This window comes from Caproiciproducens faecalis (assembly GCF_019448085.1).
Lineage (GTDB): Bacteria > Bacillota > Clostridia > Oscillospirales > Acutalibacteraceae > Caproiciproducens > Caproiciproducens faecalis.
Genome location: NZ_JAGFNZ010000002.1, coordinates 64,050 through 79,270, shown reverse-complemented (window position 1 = coordinate 79,270; position 15,221 = coordinate 64,050). Strand labels below are relative to the sequence as shown.

Genomic DNA, 15,221 nt, shown 5'->3' with positions numbered 1-15,221 from the left:
TAAAATATTATTATCATTATTATTTAGTTATAAATGAAGGAAAGAATATGACATTAAGGCATTTTAAAATCTTTGTCGCGGTCTGCGATACCATGAATATGACTTCGGCGGCGGAAGCGCTGTTTATTTCCCAGTCTGCGGTGAGCCAGGCCATTGCCGAACTGGAAAATCATTACGGCGTCCGGCTTTTTGAGCGGCTTTCCAGGAAGCTTTACCTCACTCAGGCGGGGCAGAAACTGCTGGGCTATGCGCGGCATATGATACGGATGAATACCGAAGCCGAAAACGATATGAAAACACTTTACCAGAACGGAACCATCCGGCTGGGCGCAAGCGTTACCGTGGGCGGTCATGTCCTGCCGGGAGTTGTGTCAAGGTTCCGTGAGCAGAACCCGCTGGTGAAAATAGAAGTCATAGAAGACAACACGGCGAAAATAGAGACTCTGATTTTGAAGGACACCATTGACCTTGGTCTGGTGGAAGGCGAAACCGTTTCACCGGACGTGATAAGTCGCGCCTTTATGGAGGACGAGCTGGTCCTGGTCTGTTCCCCTTCTCACCGGTTTGCCGGCTGTGAAGAGGTTGAGCCGAAAGAACTGGAGAAAGAGAATTTCATTATCAGGGAAAAGGGAAGCGGAACGCGCAAAACCTTCGAAGATAAAATGGCTGAAAACGGTCTTACTTGGGAAGGCTCCTGGACCTGCAATAACGCAGACACCATCAAAAACGCCGTGGCGGCGGGGCTGGGTGTTTCCGTCATTTCCGGGCTTGCCGTAAAAAATGAGGTAGAGACCGGTCTGCTCTGTCAAAAACATGTCCGTGGGATTCGGTTTCAGCGGAGGTTCAAACTGATCTATCACAAAAACAAATACCTTACAAAAGCGATGCGGGAATTCATGTCTTTTTTCGCGTAATCGCCTGTGATTGGAATCTCACGGCTGGCATGACTCTCGAAAGACCGTATTTAAGACCTGTACTGGATAAACTAAATTTTTCCTGAATGATTGATTAAAGGCAAAAAAATCGGTAAAATAAGTATGAAATAAAAAAACAGGAGGTCATTCCGATGGGGAAGAAACTAACGGATAAAGTAAGCTGGGTAGGGAAAATCGACTGGGAACTGAAGAAATTTCACGGCAATGAGTATTCTACTCATTGCGGCTCATCCTACAATTCTTATCTGGTGAGAGATCAGAAAACCGCCCTGATAGATACGGTATGGCAGCCTTTTGACAAGGAATTTGTAAGTCGGCTTAAACAGGAACTGGAACTGAGTAAAATTGATTTTATCATTGCGAATCACAACGAAATCGATCACAGCGGAGCACTTCCGGAATTAATGCGCGAAATTCCGAACACACCGATTTACTGTACTGCAAACGGAGCCAAGATCATCAAAGGGCACTATCATCAGGACTGGAATTTTGTGACCGTCAAAACAGGGGATTCTCTTGACCTCGGCACAAGCAGACTGGTGTTTGTGGAAGCGCCCATGCTTCATTGGCCTGACACCATGTTTACTTATATGACAGGGGAAAATATTCTGTTCAGCAACGACGCCTTCGGCCAGCACTTTGCAACGGAATCTTTGTACAACGACACGGTGGATCAGGCGGAGCTTATGGCGGAGGCGCTCAAGTATTACGCCAATATTCTTACGCCGTTCAGCATTTTTGCAACGAAAAAAATACACGAAATTCTCGGGATGAATCTGCCGGTAGACATGATTTGCCCCAGCCACGGCGTTATCTGGAAGAACAATCCCGTGCAGATCGTGGAGGAATATCTGAAATGGGCCGCGGATTATCAGGAAAATCAGATTACGCTGGTCTATGACAGCATGTGGAACTCAACGCGCAAAATGGCCGAGGCGATTGCCGCGGGAATCCGTGAGGCCGACGCCGCGGTAACCGTTAAGCTAATGAATGCCGCTAAAAAAGATAAAAACGATATTGTCACAGAGGTCTTTCGTTCCAAAGCGCTTCTGGTAGGTTCGTCCACAATCAACAACGGGTATCTTTACTCCATCGGCGGCATTCTGGAAATGATAAAAGGGCTAAAATTCAAAAATAAGGCCGCCGCCGCGTTCGGCAGTTATGGCTGGAGCGGGGAGGCCGTCAGACAGCTGACCAAAGAGCTGGGCGACAGCGGATTCCGAGTCGTAAACGAAGGCCGCAGGGCACTTTGGGTTCCGGATGAAGCGGAGCTTGCCGCTTGCCGGGAGTATGGAAAGCAGTTTGCTGAATCGCTTTAATTTCAATGCTGGAACAGGATGATTCGGTTCACCCTGCGGCCCTTGTCACAGCACTCAGAAATCCGGATGACCGTAAACGGGAGGAATGATGAATGGCAGACAAAATTCTTGACCTTCAAAAGAGCGTTTATGAATTATGTGAGGAAGATGAGGGAATCATTCAGGTATTGGCCGAAGCGGGCTTTTCGGAGATTACACGACCCGGCATGCTTGCGACAGCGGGAAGATTTTTGACGATTCCCAAAGGTGCGGCAATGAAGAGAATCCATCCGGAAGTGATCCGGAAAATTTTCACGGAACACGGATATATCATTAAGGGGGAATTCGAATGAGCGCGGAAATCAACAACAGAGAATATCGTCAGCAGGTTCTGAAAGATCTGATCGCACAGCTGCATGAAGGCAAAAGTGTAGACGAGGTGAAAAGTACGTTTGCCAAGGTTTTCGGGGACGTTTCCGCCGAAGAGATCGCGCAGGCGGAACAGGCTCTGATTGCGAACGGAATGCCGGTAAGCGAGGTGCAGCGTCTGTGTGATGTTCACGCGGCGGTCTTTAAGGGTTCCATTGAGGAAATTCACCGTCCTTCCGATCCGTCGGAAATCCCGGGGCATCCGGCAAACACTCTGAAGCTGGAAAACAGGGCTTTAGAGAAGTTGATGGATGAAATCCAACATCAGATGGCGCTTCTGCCCGACAGGGAAGCGGAAACGAAGCTGAAATCTGCGTTTACAAAATTGCTGGAAATTGAGCGGCACTATGTCAAAAAGGAAAATTTGTTTTTCCCCTATATGGAACAGTACGGAATTACGGCTCCGCCCAAGGTGATGTGGGGCGTGGACGACGAAATCCGCGCACAGTGGAGGGAAATCAATACGCGTCTGCGCACGGAGGATGCCGCACAGCTGAAAGAACCTATTGAGGCAATGCTGCACCGGATTGTGGAAATGATCTTCAAGGAAGAAAATATCATGCTTCCAATGCTGCTGGAAAACCTGACGCAGGATGAGTGGAAAACGATTGCGGACGAAAGCGAGGATTTGGGGTACTGTCTGATCGGAAGGGTACCGGAGTGGACGCCTGCCGACCAACAACAGGCGCAGGCCGTGTGCAGGGAGCAGGCGGCGCCGGGGGTAATCACCTTCCCGACCGGTGTTCTCAAGACAGAGGAGCTTGTGCGGATGCTGGACATGCTGCCCATTGACATCACCTTTGTGGACAAGGACGATACCGTAAAATATTTCTCCCAGGGTGCGGAACGTATCTTTCCCCGTACAAAGGCTGTGATTGGCCGAAAAGTTTCCAACTGTCATCCCCCGGCAAGTGTGCACATCGTGGAAAAACTGGTGGAAGATTTTAAAACCGGCCAAAAGGACAGCGAGGATTTCTGGATCAATATGGGTGAAAAGTATATCCTGATCCGCTATTTTGCCGTTCGCAGTGAGAAGGGCGAATATCTGGGCGTGCTGGAAGTAACTCAGAACATCCGTCCCCTTCAGGCAATCGAAGGGGAAAAACGGCTTGTTTCAGAATAAAGCTCTTTGTTTTACACGGCAGGGCTCAGGGATGGAGATGTCCCTGAGCCCTGCCGTCATTCGCGCCGGAACCGGGAATTACCGGCTCGTGCTATTAAGACAATCAGAATTTTATAAGTCTGTTTTAGGACTTGTGAAATGATTGTCTATCTATTCTTTATGAATTTTATCGTTAAAAATAAGTTTTTTGTTGATATATATACAAAACTCGTATATTATAAATCTTAATGAAATCTTTATATGTTCTCTTTTTCCTTTAGAAAACTGAGAACATCAAGAAACATACAGTGCTGAATGTGGGGGTGGTAGATTGGCAAATCAGGCAGTGGAAACTATCCGGCAGGCCGAGCGAAAATCTCAGGAGCTTGAGCAGCAGGCTGCTCTCCGGGCGGAAGAGATTCTTCACTCCGCAAAGGAACGGGCTTCGGCTTTCAACAAAGAAGCGGTGTCCAGAGCCCGGGAGCGGGCGGCGGAGGAAATGGAGCAGGCTCACCGGCAGGAAACGGCCGTGATCCAGCAGGCTCTGGAACAGGCCGGGCAAGAGATCGCCGCACTGCGCGAGGCGGTAAAAGCCAAGGAAGAACAGGCGGTACAGACGGTTCTGTCGGAATTGATCTGATTTTTTGTTTGATAAAGGAGGGATTGCCTTATGGCTGTAGTGCCCATGCAGCGGATAGAATTATGCGCTCTGAAAAAAGACCGTAAAAAAATCCTGGAAATGCTGCAGCGGCGTGGAATTGTGCAAGTCAGCGATGGGTCGGACGAAGACGATGTTTTTCAGAAGACAGACACCTCATCGGCCCGCGTGACATTGGAGAAGGGAATTGCGGCTTCCCGGGAAGCGTTAAGCATCCTGAATCGTTATTCCCCCGAGTCAAAATCATTGTTTTCCGCTTTGGAGGGAAGACAAATTACGACAGTTGAACATTACGATTCTTTCGCGAAACAGCGGGAAACCATGCTGCAGCTGGCGTACCGGTTGAATTCCCTTGCAGCGGAAATAGAAGAAAACCAGGCGGAAATTCCAAAAATGAAGATTCAGGTGGAATCCCTTGTCCCCTGGAAAAGCTTTGATCTTCCGCTGGATTTTTACGGGACGGGCAAAACGGCCGCTTTGATTGGAGTTTTGCCGCCCGGGCTGGAGCAGGAAGCTTTGGAGGAACAGCTCAGTGATTCCGGGACGGATGCCGTTTCCGTCAGAATCGTAAGCAGCTCTCCCGAACAGACCTGTGTGATGGTCCTTTGCCTGCGCCCTGACGCGCATACGGTGGAAGAGCGGCTGCGGGAGCTGGGCTTTGCAAAACCGGCCGTTGTACCTCCCACACCGCCCGCGGAGCAGATCAAAAAGCTTCAGGGAATCATTGAAGAATGTACGCAGAAAATCAAAAAAGCCCGGGAGGAAATTAAGAGCCGTGCGGACGCGCGGGATGATTTGAAATTCATGCTGGATTACTATACCATGCGGCTTGAAAAGTATGAAGTAATCAGCCGGCTGTATCAATCCCGGAGAACCTTTTTTCTGAAGGGTTATGTGCCGAAACGGGAAACCGGCGCACTGGAAGAGGAGCTGTCGGCAAAATTCCCTGTTGCGGTTACTTTTACAACGCCTTCCGAAGAGGAAGAGGTACCGGTTCTGCTGAGTAACAACGGCTTTTCCGCACCGGTGGAGTCGGTGGTGGAAAGCTACAGCCTGCCCGGTAAAGGCGAGGTTGATCCCACGGCGGTTATGTCCATCTTTTACTATGTTCTTTTTGGTATGATGCTTTCGGATGCCGCCTACGGCGCGCTTTTGACTGTTATTTGCGGAATTTGCCTTCTGCGCTTCAAAAACATGGAAAACAGTATGCGAAATACGTTGAAAATGTTTTTTTTCTGCGGAATTTCCACCGTTTTCTGGGGGGTACTGTTTGGCAGCTATTTTGGCGATGTGGTAGATGTGGTCTCCAAAACATTTTTTGGCACTCATCTGACGATCCCTGCGCTTTGGTTCGCACCGCTGAATCAGCCGATGCGGATGCTGATGTTCTGCTTTGTCATTGGTCTTGTGCATCTGTTTACGGGTCTTGCAATGAATTTCTATCAGCTGGCGCGTGCTAGACGATATAAGGACGCCCTGTACGACGTCGTTTTCTGGTATGTGCTGATTATCAGCTTAATTATTCTGCTTTTGGGTCAGAAGATGTTTGCCGATATTGCGGGTGTTTCTCTCGCAATTCCCACACTGCTGAGCAGTGCTGCTTCTTACGCCGCGATTCTTTCTGCGGTCGGGATTATTCTGACCGGCGGGCGTGAATCCAGAAACTGGTTCAAACGAATTCTCAAGGGCCTGTACGGCCTGTATAATATTACGGGCTATCTGAGCGACGTGCTCTCTTATTCCCGTTTGCTTGCGCTTGGACTTGCTACCGGGGTAATTGCCACCGTCATTAATCAAATGGGCAGCATGGCGGGCGGAAGTGCGGTGGGAGCGGTGATGTTCGTCATCATCTTCCTGCTGGGCCATACCATGAATATCGGGATCAATCTGCTTGGCGCTTATGTTCATACCAACCGTCTGCAGTTTGTGGAATTCTTTGGAAAATTCTATTCCGGCGGAGGCCGGAAATTTCAACCCTTTGCGGTAAACACTCAATATTTCAAATTCAGGGAGGATCATAAAAATGGATAAGATGGGAATTGTGTTTGCTCTGCTCGGTGCGGTTTTGGGAGCTTTGATGGCTGGAGTCGGTTCCGCCCGCGGAGTCGGTTTGGCGGGAGAGGCGGCCGCCGGTGTTGTGACGGAGGATCCCAATCAATTCGGTAAAGTGCTGGTTCTTCAGCTTTTGCCCGGTACTCAGGGAATTTACGGCCTTCTGGTGGCGTTCATTACCCTTTCCCAAATCGGTGTGTTGGGTGGAAATGCAGATATATCGCTTGCAAAAGGACTGCTTTATTTTCTAGCCTGTATGCCGATTGCGGTTGTGGGTTACTGGTCTGCGCTTCGGCAGGCCCGTGCTTCAGTTGCCAGCATCGGTCTGGTTGCCAAACGCCCGGACCAGTTCGGTAAAGCGATGATTTTTCCGGCAATGGTAGAGACATATGCCATTCTTGCGCTGCTGGTCTCCATTCTTGCGGTATTCGGGATCGGTGGAATTAATGTTTGATGGGAGAACTTGTCAATGACAGGATTAGAGAAAATCGTTCAGGAAATTCTGGACGAAGCGGAATCTGCCGCCGGGCAGACTGTCTCCGCCGCTGAAAAGGAAGCGGCGGGCATAGAGGAAGAAGCCCGGAAATCGTCTGGTCAGCAGGCCGAAGAAATCCTCCGGGCCTCGAAAGAGGCTGCCGGAGAGATCCTGAAACGGGCACAGTCGTCGGCAGAACTTAAAAAACGGCAGAAGATACTGCAGGCCAAGCAGGAAATGATCCGGGACCTCATCGGCAAAGCCCGCGAGGAGTTGTCCAAATTGCCGGAGGAATCTTATTTTGACGTAATTCTGAAGGTAGCCGCCAAAGCTTCCTTGCCGCAGAAGGGGGAAATGATCCTTTCTCCGGAGGACCGCAGCCGGGTACCCGCGAACTTTTCCACTCGGCTGGCAGAAGTGGCCGGAAAAAAAGGCGGGAGTTTGACCATTTCGGAAGAAACACGCAATTTAAACGGCGGTTGTATATTAATTTATGGCGGTGTTGAAGAAAACTGTTCCTTCGACGCCTTATTCGAAGCGGAGCGTGAGCGGCTGACCGACCGGGTCAATGAGCTGCTGTTCCGCTGAAAGCAGAAGGAGGGTGATCTGATGTCCGACACGCAGTACGCTTATGCGGTGGCGCGTATTCGTTCAAAGGAACTTTCTTTGCTGAACACACAGGCGCTGGAGCAGCTTCTTAGTGCAAAAGACGAGGAAGAGTGCCTTTCGCTGCTTCACAGCAGGGGCTGGGGGGACGCGAAAAGTTACGACAGTCCGGAAAAGATGCTGGAGGCGGAGCGGGAAAAGACATGGGCTCTGTTGCGGGAATTACTGGATAACCTGTCCGATTTTTCGGTATTTTTTTATGGAAACGATTACCATAATTTAAAAGCTGCCATTAAAACGGTGTACTCAGATACGGACCCGCAGGGAATTTTTCTGAGTGGCGGCACGGTGGAACCGCAAACAATTCTGCAGGCGGTTCGGGAACGCGACTATTCGCTTTTGCCGGAAGCGATGCGCGCACCGGCGCAGGAGGCGTTTGATGTGCTTCTTCATACCGGCGACGGGCAGCTTTGCGATTTTATTTTGGACCGGGCGTCCCTGGTGGCTGTGAAAAACGCAGGAGAAGCGTCCAAAAACGATCTGATCCGTGAATACGCGGAACTGACGGTTGCCGCCGCGGATATCAAAATTGCCGCGCGCGCCTGCGCGACCGGGAAGCCGCTGTCCGTCATTCTGCGTGCTTTGGCTCCGTGTGATTCTCTTTCCGTTGAGGAACTGGCACATGCCGCCGCTCAGGGTCAGGAAAAATTCTACCAGTATTTGCATACCACTCCCTATGCGGACGCACAGGACGCGCTGAGAGAATCGGTTTCCGCGTTTGAGCGCTGGTGTGACAACCGGATACTGCGGGCGATTCGTCCGCAGAAATACAACCCGCTCACGATCGGCCCGCTGGTGGCTTACTACCTTGCAAGGGAGAATGAAATTCGTGCGGTGCGCATGATTCTGTCCGGTAAGCGGAATCATCTGCCGGAGCAATCTGTGCGCGAAAGGCTGAGGGAAATGTATGTATAAGATTGCAGTGATGGGCGACCGTGACAGCGTTTACGGTTTTGCGGCCCTTGGACTTGACGTTTACCCGGCGGCCGAACCCGCCCAAGCCGCCAAAACCCTGCGCAGGCTGGCGGAAAGCGGATACGCGGTCATTTATATAACGGAAGCGCTGGCCGACGCGCTGGAACCGGAGGTTGACCGGTACCGCGCACAGCGTGTTCCCGCGATTATTCTGATTCCCGGCGTTTCGGGAAATACGGGAGCCGGAATGGCGCATGTTCGCAAATCGGTGGAACAGGCCGTTGGTTCCGACATTATCTTTAACGATGAAAACGAAAAGAGCAGGTGACAATATGAGTAAAGGAACGATCCGGAAAGTCGCCGGACCGCTGGTCATTGCGGAAGGAATGCGTGACGCCAACATGTTCGACGTTGTGCGTGTCAGCGACCAGCGGCTGATCGGTGAAATCATAGAAATTCACGGGGATCGCGCTTCCATTCAGGTTTACGAGGAAACCTCCGGGCTGGGGCCGGGCGAGCCGGTCGAATCTACCGGCGCCCCGCTGAGCGTAGAACTTGGGCCGGGGCTGATCGGCAGTATTTTTGACGGGATTCAGCGCCCGCTGGATGATATTATGAAGGCTTCCGGCAACAGTCTGCACCGCGGTGTGGAAATTCCCGCGCTCAAGCGCGACATTAAGTGGCACTTTGTTCCCTGTGTTTCCGAAGGGGACGCGGTGACCGCGGGGGATATTCTGGGCACCGTGCAGGAAACGGAAATCGTAGTACACAGAATTATGGTTCCAAACGGTGTAAACGGAACGGTTTCCGGTATTTCGGAAGGCGATTTCACCGTAACGGAGCATATCGCCACGGTACGCTCCTCCGACGGAGAGGAGCATGCAGTCCCGCTTATGCAGAAATGGCCGGTTCGTGTAGGCAGGCCGTATCTGGAAAAGCTGTCCCCTGAAATGCCGCTTGTCACCGGACAGCGCGTGATCGACACGCTGTTTCCTATTGCAAAAGGCGGCGTGGCGGCGGTTCCCGGCCCGTTCGGCAGCGGAAAAACCGTTGTGCAGCATCAGCTGGCAAAGTGGGCGGAAGCGGATATTGTGGTTTACATTGGCTGCGGGGAACGCGGCAACGAAATGACGGACGTATTAAATGAGTTTCCCGAGCTGAAGGATCCGAAAACCGGGTATTCTCTGATGAAGCGTACCGTTCTGATTGCCAATACCTCCGACATGCCGGTTGCCGCCCGTGAAGCCTCCATCTATACAGGGATCACGATTGCGGAATATTTCCGCGATATGGGATATTCCGTGGCACTCATGGCGGACTCCACTTCCCGCTGGGCGGAAGCGCTCCGCGAAATGTCCGGCCGACTGGAAGAAATGCCCGGCGAAGAAGGGTACCCCGCCTATTTAGGCAGCCGTCTTGCGCAGTTTTACGAGCGCGCGGGGCGTGTACGCTCCCTTGGCCACACCCCCAGAGAAGGTGCTCTTTCGGTCATCGGGGCTGTTTCCCCTCCCGGCGGCGATATTTCAGAGCCGGTTTCGCAGGCGACGCTTCGTATCGTCAAGGTGTTCTGGAGCCTGGATTCCGCGCTGGCGTACCGCAGGCATTTCCCGGCGGTCAACTGGCTGACCAGCTATTCCCTTTATGTGGACACAATGGAAAAGTGGTTTAACTCCCATGTGCACCCCGACTGGATGGAGCAGCGCAGCCGGATCATGCGTCTGCTTCAGGAAGAAGCCGAGCTGCAGGAAATTGTAAAGCTGGTCGGTATGGACGCCCTTTCCGCGCCGGACCGCTTAAAACTGGAGGCCGCCCGTTCCATCCGCGAGGACTTTCTACATCAGGACGCCTTCCATGAAGTGGATACCTACACGCCGTTGGAAAAGCAGTACACGATGATGAAACTGGTACTTGATTATTATCAGGAGGCCGTGGATGCGCTTGCACGCGGCGTTTCTGCCGACAAACTGGCCTCTCTGGCGGTGCGTGAACGGATCGGCCGCTTTAAGTATATTCCCGCCGACCGTATGGAGCAGGAATACAAAGATATTCTGCAGGTGATGCACAAAGAAATCCAAAGCCTTGAGCAGAAGGAGGATTATTGATGCCAAAGGAATACAGAACCATACAGGAAGTGGCGGGCCCTCTGATGCTGGTGCAGGGCGTGGAGAACGTAAACTATAACGAATTGGGCGAAATTGAGCTTGCTAGCGGAGAAAAGCGCCGCTGTAAGGTGCTGGAGATAGACGGCGGAAACGCGCTGGTTCAGCTGTTTGAAAGCTCGACCGGCATTAACCTGAGCAACAGCCGGGTGCGTTTCCTCGGCCGCAGTATGGAGCTCGGTGTATCGCAGGATATGCTCAGCCGCGTATTCGACGGCTTGGGCCGCCCGATTGACGGAGGGCCGGAAATACTGCCGGACCGCCGCATGGACATTAACGGCCTTCCCATGAATCCTGCCGCGCGGAATTATCCGCAGGAATTTATCCAGACCGGCGTTTCTGCTATTGATGGATTGAACACGCTGGTGCGCGGACAAAAGCTGCCGATTTTTTCGGCCAGCGGCCTGCCCCACGCAAATCTGGCCGCTCAGATCGCCCGTCAGGCAAAAGTGCGCGGTACTTCGGAGCCGTTTGCCGTTGTGTTTGCCGCCATGGGAATTACTTTTGAAGAGTCCAACTTCTTTATCGAAAGCTTTCGGGAAACGGGCGCAATCGACCGTGCGGTACTGTTTGTAAACCTTGCGAACGACCCTGCCGTCGAGCGGATCGCGACTCCCAGAATGGCGCTTACCGCCGCGGAATACCTTGCTTTTGAAAAAGATATGCACGTTCTTGTTATTCTGACCGATATTACCAATTACGCGGACGCTCTGCGCGAGGTTTCCGCCGCGCGGAAGGAAGTTCCCGGCCGGCGCGGATATCCGGGTTACATGTATACCGACCTTGCCTCTCTTTACGAGCGCGCGGGCAGGCAGAAGGGCAAACCCGGCAGCATTACGCTGATCCCGATCCTGACCATGCCGGAGGATGACAAGACGCATCCTATTCCCGATCTTACAGGGTACATTACGGAAGGACAGATTATTCTCAGCCGTGAACTGTACCGCAAGGGTGTCACCCCGCCCATTGACGTTTTGCCGTCGCTTTCCCGACTGAAGGACAAGGGAATCGGAGAAGGCAAGACGCGCGCCGACCACGCCAACACCATGAACCAGCTGTTTGCCGCCTATGCGCGCGGAAAAGAGGCAAAAGAGCTCATGGTGATTCTGGGCGAAGCCGCCCTGACGGATATCGACCGTCTTTACGCAAAGTTCTCCGATGAATTCGAAAAAGAGTATGTGTCCCAGGGGTATCACGCCAACAGGGACATTGAAGAAACGCTTGCCATCGGCTGGAAGCTGCTCTCCATTCTTCCCCGCAGTGAGTTAAAGAGAATTAAAGATGAATTTCTGGATCAGTACTACGGGAAGTAACGGTACGAAAAACCTTGCAAAGGAGGGATTCGCTTTTGGCAACTGTTCATGTAAACCCAACGCGAATGGAACTGACCCGTCTGAAAAAGAAGCTGGTCACGGCAATCCGCGGGCATAAGCTTTTAAAAGACAAGCGTGATGAGCTGATGCGCCGTTTTCTTGACCTTGTTCGGGAAAATAAAGCGCTTCGGGAAAAAGTGGAGCAGGGGATTGCGGCGGCCAACCGGAATTTTGTACTGGCACGTTCCGTTATGTCCGATGAAGTCCTGAACGTGGCGCTGATGGCACCCAAGCAGGAGGTCACTCTGGAGATGGAGACCCAAAATGTGATGAGCGTGGAAATACCGAAATATCACTACAAAACAAGGACGTCCGACGCCAACGACATTTATTCCTACGGGTATGCCTTTACTTCCGGTGACCTTGATTCGGCGGTAAAATCCCTGTCCGACCTGCTGCCGGATATGCTCCGGCTGGCGGAGTGCGAAAAAGCCTGTCAGCTGCTTGCGGCGGAAATTGAAAAGACCCGGCGCCGGGTCAACGCGCTTGAGCATGTGATGATTCCGGAAATGCAGGACAGTATCCGCTACATTACAATGAAACTCGACGAAAACGAGCGCAGCACCCAGATTCGCCTGATGAAAGTAAAAGACATGATGCTGGAACAGGCACATCATTACAAGGAAAAAATGCAGTAAAAATATAATCCGTTTTTATAAACGGGCTTTTATTCAAAAGCACTCTTGCGGGAGTGCTTTTGTTTTTCTTTCCGGCGATGCCGCCGCTGAGTGCAAATAATCGCTTTATTCAGATTGTAATATTTCATGCTCTGAAAAGAGTTGATTTTTTAGCGCAATCAGCATATAATAGTACTTATTATAATAGTTATAATAAGTACTGAAATATAGGGGCGATGTTATGGCTGTCAATGTACTGGATATCAAACAGCAAAACGTTCACACGGTTCTGTGGACACTGTATTCCCGCAAAACGGCAACCATCCGGGAACTGTCCCAGCTGACGGGACTGAGCTTTGCCACGGTCGGCAATATTCTGAGTGACCTTGTGGAAAAGGGAGAAGTCGTTCCGGGAGAGCTGGTTTCCGCTACCGGCGGAAGGCCCTCGCAGGCCTATTCCTTTTCTGCGGAGCATGCCCATGTGCTCGCGCTTTCCGCGCGTGTCCGGGACGGAAAAAACGGGATTTGTGCCTGCGTTGCGAACCTGTACGGAGAAATTGTTCGGCAAACCGAATATTCCTGTGAAAATATGGAACTCTCCAGCTTTGAAAACATCATCGATTCCTGCCTTTGCGACTATCCGACTATCCGTGTGCTCGCGGTTTCCCTGCCGGGAGTAGTGCACAACGGCGTGGCTTTGACCAATGATTACGAACAGCTGGTAGGGGTGCCTTTTTTGGAACATTTCCGCAGCAAATACCAAATGCCCGTGATTGTGGAAAACGATGTCAACGCGGCGGTATATGGATACAGCGACAGGGCCGGACAGCCCTGCGTCCTGGCGGGAATTTATTTTCCCAGGTATTTCGCCCCCGGGTCGGGGATTATGATTGACGGCAAAATTCTGAAGGGAGCCGGCGGGTATGCCGGTGAAGTGGCGCTTTTGCCGTTGGGAATTGACTGGGATTCCGTTGATTACCATAACCCGAAAGAAATCGGCCCCGCGATTCTGAAATTGGTAGGTACGGTTTGCGCCATTGTGAACCCGGCGTATGTTGTTCTGTACGGTGATTTCTTTACGGATGGCTTGAGGGAAGCCATTCGGCAGGCTATTCCCGCGTTTGCGGAAAAAGAGATTTTTCCCTCTCTGTCCTTCAGCGATGCGTTGGAAACCGACATTCTTTCCGGTTTGACCGCGCAGGCGATAGCGGTTTACCGGAATGGCGCGGATGAACACTGCGGGCAGTGTGAATTTTGACAAAGCAGGAGGAGCATATGGTTTTTTTATCTTTAATCTATTTGGCATTTATCAGTTTGGGGCTTCCGGATTCCCTCCTCGGCTCCTCGTGGCCGATGATGAACACGGCGCTAGGGGTACCGGTAGGAAACGCCGGATTTATTTCCGCGGTGATGTCGGGCAGTACGATTGTTTCCAGTCTGTTTTCCCACCGGCTGATCCGCCGGTGCGGCACGGGAAGGGTAACGGTGGTCAGTGTGGCAATGACTGCCGTCGCGCTGCTGGGTTACTCTTTAGCCCCCTCCTTTCCGTGGCTGCTGGTGATGGCGGTTCCGCTGGGGCTGGGCGCGGGGGCGGTGGATTCGGGGCTCAACGAATTTGTCGCCGAACATTATGAGGCAAAGCACATGAACTGGCTGCACTGCTCGTGGGGAATCGGCGCCATGCTGGGCCCCGTTCTGGTTTCCGCTCTGGCACATTCGGGATACGGCTGGCGCAGCGGCTACCGGAGTATTTCGATGATTCAGTTTGTGCTGGTGGGGCTTCTGCTGTTTTCTCTTCCCATGTGGCGAAAATTTGAGCACCCGGCGGCCGATGCCCCGGATGCAGCAAAAGAAGCCGCAGGAAAGAAGAATCCGTTTGCACTGCTTCATACAAAGACGGCGGCTTTCGCCATGCTGACTTTTTTTCTTTACATATCCGCGGAAAGCTCTGTAATCCTCTGGGGCGCCAGCTACCTGGCAAAGGCGAAGGGAATCCCTCCGGAAAGCGCGGCGGGCTGGATTTCTCTGTTCTTTTTGGGAATTACGGCTGGGCGTATGCTGAGCGGATTTGTTTCGGTGAAATTAAGCAATGAAAAATTAATACATTATGGAACCATTCTTCTGATTTTCGGCTGTGTCCTGATGCTGCTTCCTCTGCCGGATCCGGTTACCCTGTGCGCGTTGATTCTTGTCGGTTTGGGACTTGCGCCGATTTTCCCGTCCATGCTTCATCAGACGCCGGTTTATTTTAAAAATGAGAATGCTCAGGCGGCGATGGGGCTGCAGATGGCGTGCGCCTACACCGGAACCACGCTGATGCCGCCGCTGTTCGGCCAGCTTTTCTCACATATTTCTTTTTCCCTGATGCCTTATGTGCTTTTACTCTGCGGGATAGGACTGCTGTTCTTTACCTTACGCCTTTCAGCCGCGTTTCAAACGGGGACTCCGCGGGCGGAAGAGGTTTCTTGAAATACAGAAAAAATTCCAGATTGCTCATAGAGAAACTCCCTTTCATTGTGCTATAATAAGCGTAAATGTAATC

Annotated in this window: 15 protein-coding genes; all 15 read left to right on the top strand. The window is 51.9% G+C overall.

What is annotated here, in order from left to right:
• Nucleotides 1-47 precede the first annotated feature (47 nt).
• The 15 genes from J5W02_RS04740 (at nucleotide 48) to J5W02_RS04670 (ending at nucleotide 15,148) form a co-directional block, all read left to right on the top strand.
• Nucleotides 48-914, top strand: a complete 867-nt coding sequence (locus J5W02_RS04740) for a LysR family transcriptional regulator (RefSeq protein WP_219964536.1) — start codon at nucleotides 48-50, stop codon at nucleotides 912-914.
• A 152-nt stretch (nucleotides 915-1,066) separates the two neighbouring features.
• The gene (locus tag J5W02_RS04735; RefSeq protein ID WP_219964535.1) at nucleotides 1,067-2,254 is read left to right on the top strand and encodes an anaerobic nitric oxide reductase flavorubredoxin; all 1,188 of its coding nucleotides are present in this window, start codon (nucleotides 1,067-1,069) and stop codon (nucleotides 2,252-2,254) included.
• 92 nt (nucleotides 2,255-2,346) lie between these two features.
• Nucleotides 2,347-2,586: a DUF1858 domain-containing protein gene (locus tag J5W02_RS04730; protein ID WP_219964534.1), complete on the top strand. Its 240-nt coding sequence runs from the start codon at nucleotides 2,347-2,349 to the stop codon at nucleotides 2,584-2,586.
• Entirely contained in the window at nucleotides 2,583-3,785 is a 1,203-nt protein-coding gene (locus tag J5W02_RS04725; protein ID WP_219964533.1) for a DUF438 domain-containing protein, read from the top strand. Before J5W02_RS04730 ends, J5W02_RS04725 begins: the two co-directional genes overlap by 4 nt.
• A 310-nt stretch (nucleotides 3,786-4,095) precedes the next feature.
• Nucleotides 4,096-4,404: a hypothetical protein gene (locus J5W02_RS04720; protein ID WP_219964532.1), complete on the top strand. Its 309-nt coding sequence runs from the start codon at nucleotides 4,096-4,098 to the stop codon at nucleotides 4,402-4,404.
• A 30-nt stretch (nucleotides 4,405-4,434) separates the two neighbouring features.
• The gene (locus J5W02_RS04715) at nucleotides 4,435-6,453 is read left to right on the top strand and encodes a V-type ATP synthase subunit I (RefSeq protein ID WP_219964531.1); all 2,019 of its coding nucleotides are present in this window, start codon (nucleotides 4,435-4,437) and stop codon (nucleotides 6,451-6,453) included.
• Entirely contained in the window at nucleotides 6,446-6,928 is a 483-nt protein-coding gene (locus J5W02_RS04710) for a V-type ATP synthase subunit K (protein WP_219964530.1), read from the top strand. Before J5W02_RS04715 ends, J5W02_RS04710 begins: the two co-directional genes overlap by 8 nt.
• Nucleotides 6,929-6,943: 15 nt before the next feature.
• Nucleotides 6,944-7,537: a V-type ATP synthase subunit E gene (locus tag J5W02_RS04705; RefSeq protein WP_219964529.1), complete on the top strand. Its 594-nt coding sequence runs from the start codon at nucleotides 6,944-6,946 to the stop codon at nucleotides 7,535-7,537.
• Between the two features lie 21 nt (nucleotides 7,538-7,558).
• Nucleotides 7,559-8,530 carry a V-type ATPase subunit gene (locus J5W02_RS04700; protein ID WP_219964528.1) on the top strand — a complete coding sequence of 324 codons (972 nt, stop codon included), beginning with the start codon at nucleotides 7,559-7,561 and terminating at the stop codon, nucleotides 8,528-8,530.
• A complete protein-coding gene (locus J5W02_RS04695; RefSeq protein WP_219964527.1) occupies nucleotides 8,523-8,858 on the top strand; it encodes a V-type ATP synthase subunit F in 336 nt (111 codons plus the stop codon). The genes J5W02_RS04700 and J5W02_RS04695 overlap by 8 nt, the downstream gene beginning before the upstream one ends.
• A gap of 4 nt (nucleotides 8,859-8,862) precedes the next feature.
• Nucleotides 8,863-10,632, top strand: coding sequence for a V-type ATP synthase subunit A (locus J5W02_RS04690; RefSeq protein ID WP_219964526.1), 1,770 nt, complete (start codon nucleotides 8,863-8,865; stop codon nucleotides 10,630-10,632).
• On the top strand, nucleotides 10,632-12,002 hold the full coding sequence (locus tag J5W02_RS04685; protein WP_219964525.1) for a V-type ATP synthase subunit B: 1,371 nt from the start codon (nucleotides 10,632-10,634) through the stop codon (nucleotides 12,000-12,002). Before J5W02_RS04690 ends, J5W02_RS04685 begins: the two co-directional genes overlap by 1 nt.
• 35 nt (nucleotides 12,003-12,037) lie before the next feature.
• Entirely contained in the window at nucleotides 12,038-12,700 is a 663-nt protein-coding gene (locus J5W02_RS04680; RefSeq protein ID WP_219964524.1) for a V-type ATP synthase subunit D, read from the top strand.
• Nucleotides 12,701-12,920: 220 nt separating this feature from the next.
• The gene (locus J5W02_RS04675) at nucleotides 12,921-13,937 is read left to right on the top strand and encodes an ROK family transcriptional regulator (RefSeq protein WP_219964523.1); all 1,017 of its coding nucleotides are present in this window, start codon (nucleotides 12,921-12,923) and stop codon (nucleotides 13,935-13,937) included.
• Nucleotides 13,938-13,978: 41 nt separating this feature from the next.
• On the top strand, nucleotides 13,979-15,148 hold the full coding sequence (locus J5W02_RS04670; RefSeq protein WP_255575571.1) for an MFS transporter: 1,170 nt from the start codon (nucleotides 13,979-13,981) through the stop codon (nucleotides 15,146-15,148).
• Nucleotides 15,149-15,221 lie beyond the last annotated feature (73 nt).

Excerpts from the sequence above, each read along its gene's own strand:
- J5W02_RS04675 (WP_219964523.1), top strand. The coding sequence starts at position 12,921 with ATGGCTGTCAATGTACTGGATATCAAACAGCAAAACGTTCACACGGTT.
- J5W02_RS04730 (WP_219964534.1), top strand. The coding sequence starts at position 2,347 with ATGGCAGACAAAATTCTTGACCTTCAAAAGAGCGTTTATGAATTATGT.
- J5W02_RS04725 (WP_219964533.1), top strand. The coding sequence starts at position 2,583 with ATGAGCGCGGAAATCAACAACAGAGAATATCGTCAGCAGGTTCTGAAA.
- J5W02_RS04705 (WP_219964529.1), top strand. The coding sequence starts at position 6,944 with ATGACAGGATTAGAGAAAATCGTTCAGGAAATTCTGGACGAAGCGGAA.
- J5W02_RS04700 (WP_219964528.1), top strand. The coding sequence starts at position 7,559 with ATGTCCGACACGCAGTACGCTTATGCGGTGGCGCGTATTCGTTCAAAG.
- J5W02_RS04685 (WP_219964525.1), top strand. The coding sequence starts at position 10,632 with ATGCCAAAGGAATACAGAACCATACAGGAAGTGGCGGGCCCTCTGATG.
- J5W02_RS04690 (WP_219964526.1), top strand. The coding sequence starts at position 8,863 with ATGAGTAAAGGAACGATCCGGAAAGTCGCCGGACCGCTGGTCATTGCG.
- J5W02_RS04715 (WP_219964531.1), top strand. The coding sequence starts at position 4,435 with ATGGCTGTAGTGCCCATGCAGCGGATAGAATTATGCGCTCTGAAAAAA.
- J5W02_RS04695 (WP_219964527.1), top strand. The coding sequence starts at position 8,523 with ATGTATAAGATTGCAGTGATGGGCGACCGTGACAGCGTTTACGGTTTT.
- J5W02_RS04710 (WP_219964530.1), top strand. The coding sequence starts at position 6,446 with ATGGATAAGATGGGAATTGTGTTTGCTCTGCTCGGTGCGGTTTTGGGA.
- J5W02_RS04735 (WP_219964535.1), top strand. The coding sequence starts at position 1,067 with ATGGGGAAGAAACTAACGGATAAAGTAAGCTGGGTAGGGAAAATCGAC.
- J5W02_RS04740 (WP_219964536.1), top strand. The coding sequence starts at position 48 with ATGACATTAAGGCATTTTAAAATCTTTGTCGCGGTCTGCGATACCATG.